Source organism: Bdellovibrio sp. KM01 (assembly GCF_013752535.1).
GTDB lineage: Bacteria > Bdellovibrionota > Bdellovibrionia > Bdellovibrionales > Bdellovibrionaceae > Bdellovibrio.
Genome location: NZ_CP058348.1, coordinates 1047910 through 1063334 on the forward strand (window position 1 = coordinate 1047910; position 15425 = coordinate 1063334).

15 protein-coding genes are annotated in these 15425 nt (G+C 42.5%); 9 read left to right on the top strand and 6 right to left on the bottom strand.

The annotated features are described in order from the left end of the window. Window positions 1-9: 9 nt before the first annotated feature. On the bottom strand, window positions 10-459 hold the full coding sequence (locus HW988_RS05190) for a hypothetical protein (protein WP_181606512.1): 450 nt from the start codon (window positions 457-459) through the stop codon (window positions 10-12). Between the two features lie 328 nt (window positions 460-787). On the opposite strand from HW988_RS05190, the gene HW988_RS05195 reads away from it, so the two are divergent. After that, the gene (locus HW988_RS05195) at window positions 788-1279 is read left to right on the top strand and encodes a hypothetical protein (protein ID WP_220128804.1); all 492 of its coding nucleotides are present in this window, start codon (window positions 788-790) and stop codon (window positions 1277-1279) included. A gap of 297 nt (window positions 1280-1576) precedes the next feature. On the opposite strand, the gene HW988_RS05200 is transcribed toward HW988_RS05195, so the two are convergent. From HW988_RS05200 to HW988_RS05215, 4 genes are all read right to left on the bottom strand, one after another. Then, window positions 1577-3181 (bottom strand): response regulator, encoded by a 1605-nt coding sequence (locus tag HW988_RS05200; RefSeq protein WP_181606514.1) that lies wholly within the window; start codon window positions 3179-3181, stop codon window positions 1577-1579. Continuing rightward, a complete protein-coding gene (locus HW988_RS05205) occupies window positions 3182-4657 on the bottom strand; it encodes an ATPase domain-containing protein (protein ID WP_181606515.1) in 1476 nt (491 codons plus the stop codon). Window positions 4658-4947: 290 nt separating this feature from the next. Continuing rightward, on the bottom strand, window positions 4948-5466 hold the full coding sequence (locus tag HW988_RS05210; RefSeq protein ID WP_181606516.1) for a nuclear transport factor 2 family protein: 519 nt from the start codon (window positions 5464-5466) through the stop codon (window positions 4948-4950). Between the two features lie 32 nt (window positions 5467-5498). Next, window positions 5499-6254 carry an SDR family oxidoreductase gene (locus HW988_RS05215; RefSeq protein WP_181606517.1) on the bottom strand — a complete coding sequence of 252 codons (756 nt, stop codon included), beginning with the start codon at window positions 6252-6254 and terminating at the stop codon, window positions 5499-5501. Window positions 6255-6386: 132 nt separating this feature from the next. Between HW988_RS05215 and HW988_RS05220 the strand changes: the two genes are divergently transcribed. Further along, window positions 6387-7286: a LysR family transcriptional regulator gene (locus HW988_RS05220; protein ID WP_181606518.1), complete on the top strand. Its 900-nt coding sequence runs from the start codon at window positions 6387-6389 to the stop codon at window positions 7284-7286. Between the two features lie 104 nt (window positions 7287-7390). Next, window positions 7391-7711 (top strand): hypothetical protein, encoded by a 321-nt coding sequence (locus tag HW988_RS05225; protein WP_181606519.1) that lies wholly within the window; start codon window positions 7391-7393, stop codon window positions 7709-7711. 26 nt (window positions 7712-7737) lie between these two features. On the opposite strand, the gene HW988_RS05230 is transcribed toward HW988_RS05225, so the two are convergent. Further along, complete coding sequence (locus tag HW988_RS05230) at window positions 7738-8457, bottom strand: sterol desaturase family protein (protein ID WP_181606520.1); 720 nt, start codon at window positions 8455-8457, stop codon at window positions 7738-7740. Window positions 8458-8588: 131 nt separating this feature from the next. Here HW988_RS05230 and HW988_RS05235 point away from each other — a divergent pair, with 131 nt between their 5' ends. The 6 genes from HW988_RS05235 to HW988_RS05260 all read left to right on the top strand — a co-directional run bounded on the left by HW988_RS05235 (window position 8589) and on the right by HW988_RS05260 (window position 15360). Next, on the top strand, window positions 8589-9173 hold the full coding sequence (locus HW988_RS05235) for a TetR/AcrR family transcriptional regulator (RefSeq protein ID WP_181606521.1): 585 nt from the start codon (window positions 8589-8591) through the stop codon (window positions 9171-9173). Continuing rightward, window positions 9166-10170, top strand: coding sequence for a M28 family peptidase (locus tag HW988_RS05240; RefSeq protein WP_181606522.1), 1005 nt, complete (start codon window positions 9166-9168; stop codon window positions 10168-10170). Before HW988_RS05235 ends, HW988_RS05240 begins: the two co-directional genes overlap by 8 nt. Continuing rightward, window positions 10170-10808: a YiiX/YebB-like N1pC/P60 family cysteine hydrolase gene (locus tag HW988_RS05245; protein WP_181606523.1), complete on the top strand. Its 639-nt coding sequence runs from the start codon at window positions 10170-10172 to the stop codon at window positions 10806-10808. The genes HW988_RS05240 and HW988_RS05245 overlap by 1 nt, the downstream gene beginning before the upstream one ends. Before the next feature lie 145 nt (window positions 10809-10953). Then, window positions 10954-11484 carry a hypothetical protein gene (locus HW988_RS05250; RefSeq protein WP_220128805.1) on the top strand — a complete coding sequence of 177 codons (531 nt, stop codon included), beginning with the start codon at window positions 10954-10956 and terminating at the stop codon, window positions 11482-11484. A 91-nt stretch (window positions 11485-11575) separates the two neighbouring features. Further along, window positions 11576-13435 (top strand): ATP-dependent endonuclease, encoded by a 1860-nt coding sequence (locus HW988_RS05255; RefSeq protein ID WP_181606525.1) that lies wholly within the window; start codon window positions 11576-11578, stop codon window positions 13433-13435. Between the two features lie 5 nt (window positions 13436-13440). Further along, window positions 13441-15360 (top strand): UvrD-helicase domain-containing protein, encoded by a 1920-nt coding sequence (locus HW988_RS05260; RefSeq protein WP_220128806.1) that lies wholly within the window; start codon window positions 13441-13443, stop codon window positions 15358-15360. Window positions 15361-15425: the final 65 nt, after the last annotated feature.

Genomic DNA, 15425 nt, shown 5'->3' on the forward strand with positions numbered 1-15425 from the left:
TTTTTTTAATTACTGTGCTTCGAATTGTTGAACTGGGTAAAGACCCAAGAAGTTTGCTTCTTCAATCGACATATCGAATTGCGGGTACAAACCTTTAGTCATTGTACAAACCACGTCCACGTCAGCATTGCCTTCAGAAGTGTTGGCATACAAAGTTCCAGAATATGATCTGGAAGAAGCATCAAATTTAGTTTCCAAACGACCGGCAGCACCTTCGCCAGTAGCTGTTGCGCGGATATAACGGCCCTCTTGAACGTCACTTGAATTTACTTGCATCGCGATTCTTTTGCTAGATCCACCACTCACCGTGACGATAATGTCGCCCACGATTTGGTTACCAGACGTCATTGCATCAGCTTGGAATTTGTACCAGTAGTAAGAACCTTCACAGTGAATTTGCGCCGCTTGCGCCAAACCACCAGCCAACAAAATCGCACCCGTCAAAAATAGACTTTTCATTGAACCCCTCCGTACGTGTTCGTTAAGCGTGACTTGACTAGAGTAAAAGGTCAAAGAAACGTGATGACTCTGTGTTTAAATCGCTAACTAGCGCCGCGAATCAGACACGAGCACGGATTTTTCGTTGTCTACAAGTTAAACGCGTTAAAAATTATAGTATCAGATCAAATACGCTGCTGTTGATATTTTAAACGGAGTCATGTTTGTTGAGTTTTGGAGTAACTTCGTTGCCAATTCCAATAAGGACAATTTTGAAGTTTCGCAAAGCACGGTAGTATCATTTGTAAATGGTATAAAAAAAGGATTCGGGCAAAAGTAGGGAAAAGTGATGTTTCGTCATGTGAAAATTATTATTTTAATTTTATTGGCCGGTAGTCACGTAGAGGCTTCCTGCCCCGCAGATCCCAAGAACTATGTTTCTGGGGATTTCACTGTAATTTCAATCGAGAAAGCAACGCGAACCTGTTCCTACAATGAAAAAGGTTCGTCGATCAAGCCCATTGAAATTGAACAAGATGGTTGTGTAATTAAAATGCGTACTGTCGGAGAGCTTAGAGAAGATAAAGGGCATGATGATAAACCTAAGGATGGCGTGTTTGTGGTAGGTGCCACAGGCTCAGCATGCGATAGCAAGGTGGGCACTAAAGTTACATATTCTCTCAGCTATAATCGTTATAGATGTTGTCAGATTGCTGGTTTGCGTGGATTAGAGGATCGAGCTTGTAAAATAAAGCCAAAATCGGATTTCATTAAAGTTCAAAAAGAGGAATTCAACATATGTCATTGGCATGATGTTGAATGGGTTATTCAAAAACAATGACTCTTTGGCCCGGCTTTATAGCGCCATTCCACTCTTCAATTTTTCTTATGCACGGTGAAGCGGACGGAGATGATTGGCTATTACTCGGAGTCTTTGTCGTCTCAGAAGTTTCCGATGGAATTGCTTTATGGGTTTTATCCTTGGACGGGAATTTTATTGATTTGATGCCAGAAACCAGGACTGAAGCGCCAAGATTCATTTGGATCGCGAGTCACTTCTAACTCACCATTTGAGGTAGTTCTTCCAGGAATCCTGAGGATCCAGGATTGGTTCTCGCTATAGGGCGAAAGAATAATTTTAAACATTACGAATAACCTTCTCCAGCGAATCAAAAAGTTCGGTGCGCTGAATCGGCTTAGTTATGTAGTCATCAAATCCAGATGCCAGTGCTTTTTCCTTGTCTCCTTTCAGCGCGTTGGCAGTTAAAGCGATAATCGGTTTGCTGTAGCCACTTTGTCTTAAATAGGAAGTTGCTTTGTTTCCGTCCATTTTTGGCATTTGGATGTCCATTAAGATAATGTCGTACTGATTGTTTGAAGCTTTGGTAATAGCTTCAAGTCCGTTGTTGGCTAAATCGACTGTCATTCCTTCCTGCTTTAGAAGTCTTGAAAGCAAGAACTGATTGTCAGGTGAGTCCTCAGCCACAAGTATTCCCAAGCCTTTAAAGGTCGCTTGGGGTTTGGTTACATTTTCTGCCGTGCTGTTTTGTACTTCCATTGCCTGTTTTGCCATGACGGTGATTTTAAATGTGGAACCAACGTTCTGTTGGCTTTCGACAAGTTCTAAACTGCCACCCAGTGCATTTGCCAGATTCCTGGAAAGGACCAAGCCCAAACCTGTTCCACCGTATTCTCGCGTCGTTGAGCCATCGGCCTGAGTGAAGGGTTTGAACAGTTTCAGTCGTTGTTCGTCAGTGATGCCCAATCCCGTATCGGTCACGAGCAAGTTCACTTCAATATGGTTACTGTTTGTTATCTTGAAGGACAGCTCTGCTGTGACACTGCCATACTTAGTGAATTTAACAGCGTTCCCAATAACATTCAAAAATATTTGGCGAACGCGAGTGGGATCTGTTTTAAGGTTGGCCGGAAAGTTATCGGGAATCTTCGTAATCAGTTGAATGTTTTTTTCCGCAGCCTTCGGTTTTAAACCCAACACGATATCATTCAAAATATCCGTGATAGAAGTGTCAACTTCCTCGATCGCCATGTGACCGGCCTCGACTTTTGCAAGGTCCAAAATATCGTTCACTAAATCTAGTAAAAGATTTCCGTTACGTTGAATGGTGTTGAGATAGGTTTGTCGTTCTTCTGCCGATGCATTTTCGTCTTCGGCAAGACTTGAAAAGCCGATGATAATTCCCAAAGGAGTTCTGATTTCATGACTCATATTTGCCAGGAATTCTGATTTCGCTTTGTTGGCTTGATCTGACTCAGCCTTAGCGGTTTCCGCTTCTTGGCGCGCGACCACGAGTAAGCGTACAAGATCGCGGACTTCATACTGCCGCCTTCTATTGGCAATACTCGATTCCAGAACATTAACCAAGGTCGCGACACGAATAGGTCTTTCTAAAACCGTGGCATTTCGTAATGACTTTAAGACTTCCAGGGTTTCTTTCTTTCCTTGGGTCAGGTCGCCAGCGCTTGCTAAAATAATAATAGGTAAATCCGACCAAGATGGCTGAATGCTGAGTGAACTCTTTATGCGTTCCTGGTTCTGCGGAATTAAAACTTCTTTTGCCAATAGCAGGGCGCCCGCGCCTTCATTGATTTTCTCCAGCAAGTCATCAAAATCACGGCAAATACATGGGCAAAGATTCGCTTCAGTCAAAATCTTGTGAGTTGATTCGGAATCTCTTGCCGTGCTGGCTAATATTAAAATTCTTTCTTCTAGCGCTGCCATCTAAAACCGACTTTCCGGGGGTTCGTTTCTAACAAAATCTGGAACACCGGTTAAAATTCCACGGAAGTGTTTCAAAGGCTCTCCAACCTGAATTCCTTTGTTTGAGAATGTAATTTCGCGAATAGATTTTTCATGAACACCACTGCGTCTTTTCAGAGTCGAGATGGCTTTGTGAACTTCTCCCGCGGACTCAAAAAAACGCATAAGCAAGACTGTATCGGCAAGATAGCTTACGTCGACAGGGGAGTTCATGTTGGAGCCAATCAGGCCGTGCTGAGCCACGATCATAAATGTAGCGACTCCACGTTGATTCAAGTAGCTTAGCAGTTCATGCATTTGAATAATAAGGAAGCGCTCTTCGGGCATGGCATTGATGTATCCATTTAAACTATCGATAATAACGACTCGCGCGTTTTGTTTTTCGACGGCATCGCAAACCAGGCTTACAAATTCTCCCGGAGAAAGTTCTGCCGGATCAATTTGTTGCAGTGTGATCGTACCTTTTTCGATATAGCTAGCAACATCAATTCCCATACTTTGTGCTCGCTTAAGAAGTGATCTTTTTCCTTCATCGAAGGAAAAGATGGCAGCTTTTTCGCCATTTTTTGCGGCGGCAGAGGCGTACTGTAAAGCGACCGTCGATTTGCCTGCTCCGGCCGGCCCCATAAGTAACGTGCTTGATCCGCGGTCTATACCGCCACCAAGTAGTTGATCAAGTTGGGAGACCCCACTTTTAAGCAAACTAGTCTCGGTTGTCGTTTCATGATCGCTCGCGACAAGGCGTGGGAAGATAAGAATTCCACCGCGCTTAAGAACAAAATCATGATAGCCCCCGCGGAACGATACGCCTCTCAGCTTAAGAATCCGCATGCGGCGTCGGTTGGCTCCATACTCTGGTGCAAGTTGTTCCAGACGAATCACACCATGAACTAAACTGTGCAGATCAAGATCACCAACATCTGAAGTTCGATCGTCAAGTAAAAGAACCGTCGTATTTTTTCCTACGAAATACTGTTTGAGTGCAAGGATTTGACGACGATAGCGTAGTGATTCTCGTGCCAACAAGCGAAGTTCTGAAAGTGAGTCGAAAACAACGCGGCTTGGATTTATTTTTTTAACGACATCTAAAATCGCCTTGGTCGTTTCGCCTAATTCAATTTCTGATGGATGAAAGAAAGTATTTTGATTGTCGACTTCCAGCTCAGTTGCGGACCGTAATTCAAAGATAGCGATTTTTGAAATATCCCAACCATGGGAATGTGCTACAGCTTCCACTTCTTTTTTTGTTTCAGAAAGTGTGACGTACAGAACCTTCTCATCATTGGCGACTCCCGCCATAAGAAACTGAAGACCTAATGTGGTTTTTCCAGCGCCCGGATCCCCATCGACAAGATAGAGACGATCTGATGGCAGACCGCCATTTAAAATTTCATCTAAACCATTTACGCCTGTTTGTACTAACTTCTGTGTACTCATAATCTACACCCTCACGATCGAGTTCAATTCCTAGGTTAATGTCATGCAAAAATGGGGCGTAATGGGGGGGGGATTTCTCAAAAAATGAAGAGGCAGGACGTAGATAAAAAGTTACGTTATTTCGGCGGTTTACGAGAGGGACAATGCGGGAATTACAAGACAGTATGCTCTAGGTTTTGATCGAGAGAAAATACGAGGCAAAAATCCCCACGTGCTCGGATGTTTTGGGGATATTTGTCTTAATGCATATTTGCACTTTGAGGGGATTGCTGTGAATCCCCTTATTGAATTTAGCGGGCAACTAAAGAGCCACTAAGATTCCCCAGAACTCCTAATTGTCCCAAAAGTTGCGTCGCGGCTGTGTAACAGTGGAATGAAACAACTTTTCCATCTTTGATTCTGAAAACATCAAAGCACGGTGTGCTCATTTTTTTATTCGTTGCAGGCAGATCACCTATTGGAAATCCCAAAGCGCCACTTTGTGTTCCATTCAGTGAGAGTTCCACAAACACCATGTCTCCGACGGTCCACATGCTGTAAAGCTCGCGGTGCATGTCGGGGAATGCTTTGGCATAGATGTCGACAACTTTGCCAGTGTCTTGGCCGTAATAGTTCATGCCAGCAGAGACATCCCAGAAGTGACCGTCTTCGGTGAAAAGATTTGCAAAGGCTTTTGCGTCTTGTTTTTCAGCGATGGCATAAAGCCCGCGAATGATCTCTTCATTTTTTGAATTGCCACCGACGACTTTTTGACGGTTTGCAAGGGCAGGGGAAGCGAACGGATTTACGGATTCGATTTGGTTGTACATTTTAATTCTCCTTTTTTAATAAATCTAAGTTTCTAAACTTGAGTCATGCCGCCATCGACGACAAGCTCGATGCCTGTTACATAGCTGCTGTCATCAGAAGCTAAGAATAAAACGGCTTTCGCGATTTCATCTGTAGAGCCGGGTCTGCCCAATGGAATTTGCATGGAGGCTTGAGCTGCAAACTGATCGATTTGCTCTGGGGTAAGCCCTAACTCTGTTTGATATCCTTCAGTGGGAATAAGGCCAGGCATAATGGTATTCACGCGGATTTTGCGATCTTTCAAATCGTTAGACCAACCGCGAGCCAATGAACGAATGGCTGCTTTTGTCGCTGCATAAACGCTGAATGCTGGCATACCTTGAAGAGCTGCTGTGGAACCAGCCAAGATGATGGAGGCTCCGTCTTTTAAGACAGGTAACGCTTTTTGTACCGTAAAGACTGTGCCTTTGACGTTGATACCGAATTCCTTATCGAACTGTGCTTCGGAAATCGCACCTAGCGGAGCAAAACTTCCGCCGCCTGCATTGGCGAAAAGGATATCGAGTTTTTTGCCGGAGGATTGGATTTGCGCCATAACGCGATCAAGGTCTTTAAGATTTGAAATGTCCCCTTGGATGGCTGTTACTTGAGAGCCTAGCTCCTTAGCTGTTTTATCCAGCTCAGATTGTCTGCGTCCGACGATAAAGACGTGGGCTCCTTCGCGAACGAATCTTTTAACTGTTTGTAAGCCGATACCGCTTGTGCCGCCAGTTACTAGTGCTGTTTTACCTGATAGTTTTTGTTCCATTGTATTGTCCTTTGTTTGTGACGTCCCTTATGTGGTGACTGTCTATGAAACCAATATATCGGCCATTGCACTGTTTGATTAGATAGATTAAAGTGAAATCATTGTTTCCTATATCGAACAATGGAGAATGATATGCTGGATTTAAATGCGGTGATGATCTTTACCAGAGTCGTGAAGGCTTCAAGCTTTTCCAAAGCGGCCTCTGAGCTCGGGGTGACTAAATCAACAATCTCAAAAAAGATCTCTGAACTTGAAACGCATTTAGGAACGACACTTCTTAAACGAACCACTCGCAGTTTGATTCTGACGGATATGGGCCGCCAATTCTTTGATCAGGCCTCTAAAGGGTTGTCTGAAATTAAAGAGGCCTCTGAGTTAGCCCAAGCTTCTAGTCTTGAGCCTCAGGGTAATTTACGTATTACAGCGCCTGGCGATTTCGCGCCCAGTATTGTGGCTCCATTACTTGCAGGGTTTTTAGATAAGTTTCCAAAGGTTTCTGTTGAGATGGTTTTAACGGATCGTATTTTAGATTTAGTCAGTGATAATATCGACGTCGCGATCCGTGTGGGTAAATTAAGTGACTCGTCTTTAAGAGCCCGTAAAATCGGGCGCGATGTTTTTAAGTTTTTAGTGTCGCCAAGCTATGCAAAGAAAATGAAAGACTTAAAACACCCTTCGGATCTTGAAAGATACAAATGCCTTTTGTTCGCTCCCAAAGCAGAGCTTAAGAAATTTCACATCCGCGCGGGGAACAATCGCCATGTGTATGAGGCCAAACCTGCATTTGTCGCCAATAACGTATTGTCGGTAAAGTCATTGGTGATCGAAGGTGGGGGAGTGGCTTTGTTGCCAGTCTCAACATGTCGCGAGGAGCTTCAGAATAAATCGTTGCAGGTGGTGTTACCTGATTGGACATTGGATGATGCTCCTGTGCACTTGGTTTATCAGAAGCACTTGTTCACGCCGCCCAAGGTGCAGGCTTTTGTTTCTTATATGGAGCCTGCGCTTAAACCATTCTTTGAGCCGATTTAATTACCACGCGCTTACTTAGGCCAGGAATAAACCCAAATTAATTTAATACTTGGTGATGCCTTGGAAGCAAGATAACATTTGTGGATATTTGAAAGGAAACTTATATGGTAAATTTCTTTTTGGTGTTCATAACGATGGCTTTCGCTATTCCTCAAGGACCTCCGAAAAAAACCATTAAGTATGCAGTAATTTTCGAAGTCTTGATTGAGCAAGATAAAGTAATGAAAAAGTGCGAGATTTCCAAGGTCATCGATCCCACTAAGGGAACGGATGCGATCAAGTTCGATGTTCCGCAAAAGTATAAAGAGAGCGCGTGTAAGATCATATCAACTAAAGGACCTAAAATGGTGGATGGTAAAGCCACGCCATTTTATACCTACTATTTCCTTGATCCCAACAAGCCAGAAGAAGTGATCACAAAGTAATGTGATCTGCTAACAAAGGACCTCCGTCATCCTTTATGAACATCCCGAAGTAGAAGCATATCTTTTAGACGTTGCTCCTTCTCATCATCAAAACCACAACTGCCATTCCACTCTTTAGGATTTTCATAAGTTCCAAACATCATGTCCCAAAAGACAAAGTCGCCGTAATTGTTCTTATGCTTATTATATTCATGATGAATTCGATGCATTTCTGGGCGTTGGAAGATGTATCCCATCCACTGTGGTGTTCTGATATTGGTGTGATAGAAGAACTCGCCCAAGGCTGTGAAAAGGGTATAGACCGCACCTGCTTCAACACTTAAGCCTAAGAACGTAAATACGATCAGACTTCCCAAGATGGAATTCACCAACATCTCTTGGGGATGCTTATAAAATGAAGTGATGACTTCCAGGCGTTGCGGGCTGTGGTGGATTTGGTGAAAGTATCTCCATAGGAAATCTGATTCGTGCCTTGCACGGTGCCACCAGTAAAATATAAATGTCGCAAAGAAGTAGGCGACGAAGCCTCCCATCCAGGGACCCACGTGATCGGATAAATTAAACACTGAAACGGCAGCAAGCCATTTTTCCCAGGTGTATCCCGCAAGTGTGACGATACCTAGTTGCAGGATGTTGATCGCAAGGACTCGGATGTGCCAGGTTTTTACGTCCGGTAACTTCCAGCCCGTAAAGATTCGTTCAAGAATAAAGCAGAATACGAATATTGATAAAGTGATCGTGAGCATGTTGCCTCCGTCTCTATGGTTCTAATTTATCAATAGGTATCGGTCATGGGAATGAATGGTCCCGACAGAACTGGTGGTTTTTTGTCGGTCTGATACTTGTAAACACGGTCCTATTTTGAGACGATTGATCCATGGCGAATAAGGCTGATTCTAAAGAGCAAAAGCAGGTGGCAGTGTCACTCGCTATTCTAGAGGTTATTGAGCGCGATGGCTTAAATGGGGTGACTCATTCAAAGGTATCTCGTAAATCAGGTGTTTCCCGTGCCTGGATCTATGAATATATCGGGAAAGAGAAGTCGGACCTGATCGAGTACGCGGGGGAGATTTTTACTTCATTCTTTGCGCGTACTAAAAAGGCGGATCGTCCTAAGACTCGTGCTGAGTTAGTACAGCGTTTGGAAGAGGGCACTGAGTTCGTGCTTCAAGCGGTGCAGGCGAATCCGGTTATTATTAAGCTTCACTATCGTTTTCGTGGGACTGATACGGCGATTGGGAAAGTGATTGCTAAGTATGAGAAGTATTGGATTGGGAATACTTCTAAGAGCCTTATGGAGATTATGGGAATGAGTTCGGCAGAGGCGAGTGCTTTTGCGGAGATGGTGATGGTGCTCCGGCTTGGGTTTGCTTTTCGGGTGGTGACTTCGAAGGATTCTTCGCGGGTTTTGCGGGAGGCGAAGTTGGCGATGAATTTCATTGATGGCCTTCGTAATGAATAAGTACGTATCGAAATCCTTTCTTATTACTTTCGTTGGTGGTCTGTTCGTTATGTGGCTCGGGGTGTTCATTTACTTGCGAAATCCTGTATTGCCTAGCTTTGGTTCGGCGGATCGAGTTGCTGTTAGTAAAGAGAACCTTGAACGCCATGTGCGCTTCCTTTCTGAAATGTCTCCGCCACGTTCTTACAGAAATCCATTCTCCATGCGAGCTGCGGAAAATTATATCCGTAAGGAACTGGAGAGTTATGGATACGAAGTTATGCTTCAAGAAGTTAATTCCTATAAAGAGACTTATCACAATGTCATTGCTCGTTACGGCGATAAGGATGCGAAAGAACTGATTGTCGTTGGTGCGCACTATGATGTTGTTGACGATAAAGTCAGTCCCGGTGCTGATGATAATGCAAGTGGGGTGGCAGGGCTTTTGGAAGTGGCTCGTCTTTTAAAAGCGCAGAAGCGTGAGTTACCTAGTGCGATTGAGTTGGTGGCTTATACCTTAGAGGAACCTCCGTTCTTTGGTGATCACAGCATGGGGAGTGCTTATCATGCGGATCAGTTAAAGCTTGATGGCTTTACTGTGAAGTTGATGATCGCGATTGAGATGATTGGTTATTACTCTGATTCTTGGTTTTCTCAGAAGTTTCCGATCGGGTTGCTTTATGGATTTTATCCTTGGACGGGGAATTTTATTTCTATTGTCGCAAGTCCCATGGAGCGTGAGGTTGTGCGTGAGTTTAAATCTGCGATGAGCGCGGGGGCTTCTGTTCCGGTTTACTCTATTAACGCACCATCAATGGTTGAAGGGGTGGATTTTTCCGATCATCGCAGTTACTGGGCGCATGATTGGCCGGCATTGATGATTACGGATACTTCGTTTTATCGGAATACGGAGTATCACAAGTCTGGGGATACTGCGGATCGGTTGGACTATCTGAAGATGGCGGATGTTGTGGGTGGGGTTTTGGGGGCGATTAAGAAATCTGCGGAGTTGAAGTGATGAAATATGTTTTTTTCTTGGTATGGTTTTTTGCTTCGATTGTTAATGCCGGTGATATTGCGTATCAGTCTGGCGATTTGATTTTCCAATCTTCAAGTTCCAAACAGTCCTACGCAATCATGTGGGCGAGTAAGAGTCTTTATAGCCATGTGGGTATTATCGAAGTGGATGGGGATAAGATTTATGTGCTTGAGGCGATCTCTCGAGTCAGTCGTACTCCGTTAAATGAGTGGATTGCGCGTGGGCGCTTTGGACGTTATTCGGTCTTTCGCTATAAGAATTTGGATTCAGATAAACGAGTCGAGATTGTGAACAACGCAAAAGATCTTTTGGGTCGTCGGTATGATTTATACTTCACTTCTAAGAATAAAGAAATTTACTGTAGTGAGCTTGTTGATATAGCTTTTGGTAAAGCTGGAGTGAGTGTCGGTAAGAAGCAGAAGGTGAAAGAGTTGGATATTAATAATCTGGTAGTTCGGAAGCTGGTAGAGAGGCGTTGGCGTCGTCATCCGGTTTGTAAAGATGTGGTAAAGACTTTTGAGGAGTGCTGGAGACTGATGCTAGAAGATGAATTGATTACGCCGGAGAGTTTGGCGGAGGATGTTCATTTGGAGAAGGTTTGGTCGAATTATCCTTAAGCGTTTACATAAGATCAATATTAGAATGCTGTACCTTTGGTGCAATGCTAAATCTGGAATTACTTTTCGTATTATTTACGAAAATCAACTAGGGGAATAGGATAGGTACATGGTGTCTGAGGTCAGTGGCTCGATGAAGGATCGGATGAGTAGCCCAATCTGGGGTACATACACTACATATTTAGTAATTCTACATTGGAAAGTTTTCGTGGTTCTATTTTCTCCTGGTACTGCAGGTGAAAGAATTGAGGGAGTGGAAGAAATTCTCAATAAGATATTTTGGTTGAATGTCTGTGGAGCATTAGGGCTCACACTGGTAACTCTGTTGCTGTTACCGTTCTTAAAAAATAGTTATGACAAGTTTTTAAGCGATAGGGAAGCAAACACAACCAGGCATGTGAACCGAAATAATCGCAATGTAGAGCGGGAAAACTCTGAAGCGGAAAATTCCATCAAACAAATTGTGATGAGAAAAACTGAGTTAACGGAAGTTCAAAATATCTGCGATTCACTAAAGTCTACTCTTGACTTATATGAACGTGTCATTGGAATACGGGGGGGCCATCAAGCCGAGCTGAAGTCTATACTAGAAAACCATATTTCGCAGATTATTAGTCGCATTGTAATGACTAAGTCTTCCGTCGATCTGTTGGCTAAGGATGCGAAGAGTCTCTAATAGGTTTCTCAACTTTGGTCTATGGAATTGGTCATTTTGCTGACGGCTATCGCACGTCCCTGTAAACTAATGTTGTTTATAGAGGAAATTTATGCATTTGTCAGAAGTTGAGATTTGTAATTTTAGATTGTTTTCCCATCTTAAGTTGATCCTTAACCAAGGAATAAATATTTTCGTCGGCGAAAATGATGCTGGTAAAACGGCTTTCGTGGATGCAATTAGGTTAACACTTGGCACAAGCACTTCAGACCGATATTTTATACAGCCTTCTGATTTTAACGAAGAGTCGAGCGAATTTTCGATTAAATTGAAATTTGAGGATTTGGACAGGTTTGGCCATATTCTTTTAGAACATCTGACTTATGAAAGCGCAGTAGGCGAAATGAACACTGCGGTCTTGTACGTTACCCTGACTGCAACTCTCACTGGGGCAGAGAAACGTGGGGTACCCATTGTTAAAACTGAATTGCGTTCTGGAGCAGACGGCGGAGGGCCGCAGATTGATGCTGAAATCCGATCTTTTCTGGCGACGACATACTTGAAACCATTGAGAGATGCCGAATCGGAACTTTCATCAGGACGAGGATCTCGGTTGTCTCAAATATTAGGATCCTCTAATGCGTTAAAGGATCAATCAAAAGCGGATTTGATTTTAAAGACAATTGCAGATGCAAATTCGACTTTGGTTAAAGATGGGTCTCCTATTTCGGATACTTCCATTATTATAAGAGACAAGTATCTACATAAATTAATTTTCGAAACAGATAAATCTTCTTTACAAGCAATCATTGATATTGCTGGCGTCAAAAATATTGAAGGACTTTCAGAAGGTGAAAAAAGGCGGTATCTCAAAACAGTTTTGGAAAGCTTGAGGCTGAGTCTTTCGCATGTTCACCGGACTCACGGTTTGGGGTATCATAACATTCTATTTATGGCGGCAGAGCTATTGTTGCTAGAGCAGGAGCTTGAATCTGAATCACCACTTTTATTGATAGAGGAGCCGGAAGCACATCTTCATCCTCAGCTACAGCTAAAATTACTGAACTTTTTGGTTGAAAAAGCTAAATCAAAAGAAAATCAAACTGGTTTACAGGTGATACTTACAACGCACAGTCCAACTTTAACTTCAAATGCAAATCCTCATAATCTCATAGTTATGAGCAAAGGAGTGGGATATTCATTGCGAGCAAGTGAAACATTATTGGACGTGGATGACTATTCTTTTATTCAAAAATTTCTTGAGGCGACGAAGGCCAATTTATTCTTCTCAAGAGGAGTCCTTCTTGTCGAAGGAGACTCTGAGAATATTCTCCTACCAACGCTTGCGCGCCTTTTGAACGCACCGTTGGAAAACTATGGTGTTACAGTTGTAAATGTCGGAAATACCAGTTGGAAAAGATATGCAAAAATATTTTTGCGGAAGAATTCTTCCGAAGTTATGCCTATAAAGGTCGCTGTGATGCGAGATTTGGATTTATGGCCAGATTGTGCCGAACTTGTCATTGAAAATAAATATGGGTTTAAAATCAGAAAAGACAACAATGCATTCTATTGGGCAAGTAATGCTAATGACGACGAACGACGATCCGAGTTGAAGTGTGGTTTGGAGATGCAGAATGTGAAGATATTTATTTCAGATAAATGGACTTTTGAATTTTGCTTGGCATATTACGGCCTATTTGAAGAATGTGTTAATTCGATCCATGGATTCAAATCGAATGGCGACGAGACTTTAAAAATTCCTGTTGTCGATCATTGCACCATCGAGGGTGATCTTGAAAACAAAGCCACATATGTTTTGCGCGAAATCGAAAGCTCAAAGACAGATTTTGCGGTTCAAATGGCGAAAATTCTTGAGGAGAAGTATCGAGACAAGCCGACGGAATTAAAATCTCTTCTGCCACCTTATATTGTGAATGCAATTTCTTTTGCAACAGGCGTAGAAGTGTAAAGTATATGAATCTCACAGACATGATTGAAATTACGGACAAAGATATCAACAATCTGGAATCTACAGAAAATTTGCAGTTCGATGTCACCCGGCGAGATATTTTGCGGTCTCTTGAGTCACTTGATATTCAAGCTTGTCCTGGAAGTGGTAAAACGACTCTAATCGCTGCCAAGCTTATTTTGCTTGCCGAAAGGTGGCATTTTAAGCATTCAGGTGTATGTGTTTTATCTCATACGAATGTCGCTAAAGACGAAATCATTGCGAGGATAGAAAAATCCGCCTCAATAAATGCTCGTAAATTGTTGGGGTATCCACATTTCATCGGAACTATTCAGGAGTTTGTAAACAGGTTTATTGGACTTCCTGAAATTCGCTCGAGTGGAATTGACGTCAGATACGTCGATGATGACGCCTGTATTGAGTTTATGAACTCAAAGTTATCAAGAGGAACAAAGATTTTTGTTGAGAGTAGATTTATAAATTTTAAAAAATTTGGGCTTACATATACTGAGGGAAGAATCGGATTTGACTTCAGAATCAATGCCGGTCCCGAAACACCTAGCTATAAAGAGCTCTGGAATGCTCGATCTGAACTGAATAACCAAGGACTTTTTTTTTATAGGGACATGTTTATTTACGCTGAGAAGTTGATAACAGAGAGTGCGCAAGTTTCCAAATTTTTGAGAAGACGATTTCCGTATGTTCTTGTAGATGAAATGCAAGACACTTTACTTCATCAGGATGAATTGATAAGCAAAATATTTGTAAACGACGAGACCCCTTCTGTGCTTCAAAGATTTGGGGATCCCGACCAGGAGATATATGGTATTAGTGGGGTAGATCGGCCAAATGTATCGTACAACTCAAAGACAATTGACCAGATGTATGGAGCGTGCGCGGTGGTTGATAGTAATCGATTTTCAAAATCGATAGCGGACAAAATTTCTGGATTGAGTAAAAATAAAGTTCCATTGAGATCAGCATTTTCGCCGTCAAAAATTCTAATCGCCAGTGAGCTTCAAAAGGGGAATTCAGATTTCGGGCATACTATTATTCTGTACGACGATCACTCTATATTGAAGGTACTACCTTCATTTGTTGAAATTATATTAAATAATTTCAAAGTGACGGAAAATTTGATTCTTAAGGCGGTTGGTGGGAATGGCAGTGAAAACAGTGCGTTCACTATTCGAAATTACTTTCCGACCTACGATTCAATTTCGCAGAATAGTGCTACTCATGATTATTTGATCGATGCCATTAGGCAATTTGTATTTTTTGGTTCCTCATCTGACGTCGCTGATGCCATTTTGAAGTTGTTGAGAATTTCAAAAATTAAAGATGCGAACGATAAGAATTTCACGCTAAAAACGTTAGAAGACTTTTTAAATGCTAATAATGACCTTGAGACATATAGAAAGTTAATGTTCGAAGCGTGCCGTAAAGTTGCCAATAATATTAGCAAAGATGAATGGGATAGCTTCGCAAGCTCCCTCATGAGAATACTTAAAATTACCTCTAAGCCTAACTTTCTTTTATTCCGTCATTCACGGACTGGTGAGTCACCTACTCAACGAGCGAATTTGTATTGCGAAAACGACGTCGAGGTTACTATTGGAACTATACACTCAGTTAAGGGCGAAACGCATGATGCGACACTTATTCTCGAGACTAAAAATGGACAATTTGATGTGTCTTCTTTGTTGCCGTGGTTGGTTAATTCGGCAAGGCCGGTCCCAGCGCAGGCAAAAAAATTAAAATTTATGAAGGAGTTGTATGTAGCCATGAGTCGTCCAAAGCATTTGCTCTGCATTGCAATTAATAAATCAAATATCTCAGATGGTAAACTAATGGAGACGTTGCGGTGTGATCCGTATAATTGGAAGATTTTGGACTTAACGCTGAATCCTGAGGAAAAAAGGTAGCGCTTTAATTTCGGCTAAAAGGGGCGTCCGCAAAATTGGCAGGAAGCCTCTGTTGGCATGATCGG

Coding starts and splice junctions, on each gene's coding strand:
- HW988_RS05190 (WP_181606512.1), bottom strand. CDS start 459: ATGAAAAGTCTATTTTTGACGGGTGCGATTTTGTTGGCTGGTGGTTTG.
- HW988_RS05195 (WP_220128804.1), top strand. CDS start 788: ATGTTTCGTCATGTGAAAATTATTATTTTAATTTTATTGGCCGGTAGT.
- HW988_RS05200 (WP_181606514.1), bottom strand. CDS start 3,181: ATGGCAGCGCTAGAAGAAAGAATTTTAATATTAGCCAGCACGGCAAGA.
- HW988_RS05205 (WP_181606515.1), bottom strand. CDS start 4,657: ATGAGTACACAGAAGTTAGTACAAACAGGCGTAAATGGTTTAGATGAA.
- HW988_RS05210 (WP_181606516.1), bottom strand. CDS start 5,466: ATGTACAACCAAATCGAATCCGTAAATCCGTTCGCTTCCCCTGCCCTT.
- HW988_RS05215 (WP_181606517.1), bottom strand. CDS start 6,254: ATGGAACAAAAACTATCAGGTAAAACAGCACTAGTAACTGGCGGCACA.
- HW988_RS05220 (WP_181606518.1), top strand. CDS start 6,387: ATGCTGGATTTAAATGCGGTGATGATCTTTACCAGAGTCGTGAAGGCT.
- HW988_RS05225 (WP_181606519.1), top strand. CDS start 7,391: ATGGTAAATTTCTTTTTGGTGTTCATAACGATGGCTTTCGCTATTCCT.
- HW988_RS05230 (WP_181606520.1), bottom strand. CDS start 8,457: ATGCTCACGATCACTTTATCAATATTCGTATTCTGCTTTATTCTTGAA.
- HW988_RS05235 (WP_181606521.1), top strand. CDS start 8,589: ATGGCGAATAAGGCTGATTCTAAAGAGCAAAAGCAGGTGGCAGTGTCA.
- HW988_RS05240 (WP_181606522.1), top strand. CDS start 9,166: ATGAATAAGTACGTATCGAAATCCTTTCTTATTACTTTCGTTGGTGGT.
- HW988_RS05245 (WP_181606523.1), top strand. CDS start 10,170: ATGAAATATGTTTTTTTCTTGGTATGGTTTTTTGCTTCGATTGTTAAT.
- HW988_RS05250 (WP_220128805.1), top strand. CDS start 10,954: ATGAGTAGCCCAATCTGGGGTACATACACTACATATTTAGTAATTCTA.
- HW988_RS05255 (WP_181606525.1), top strand. CDS start 11,576: ATGCATTTGTCAGAAGTTGAGATTTGTAATTTTAGATTGTTTTCCCAT.
- HW988_RS05260 (WP_220128806.1), top strand. CDS start 13,441: ATGAATCTCACAGACATGATTGAAATTACGGACAAAGATATCAACAAT.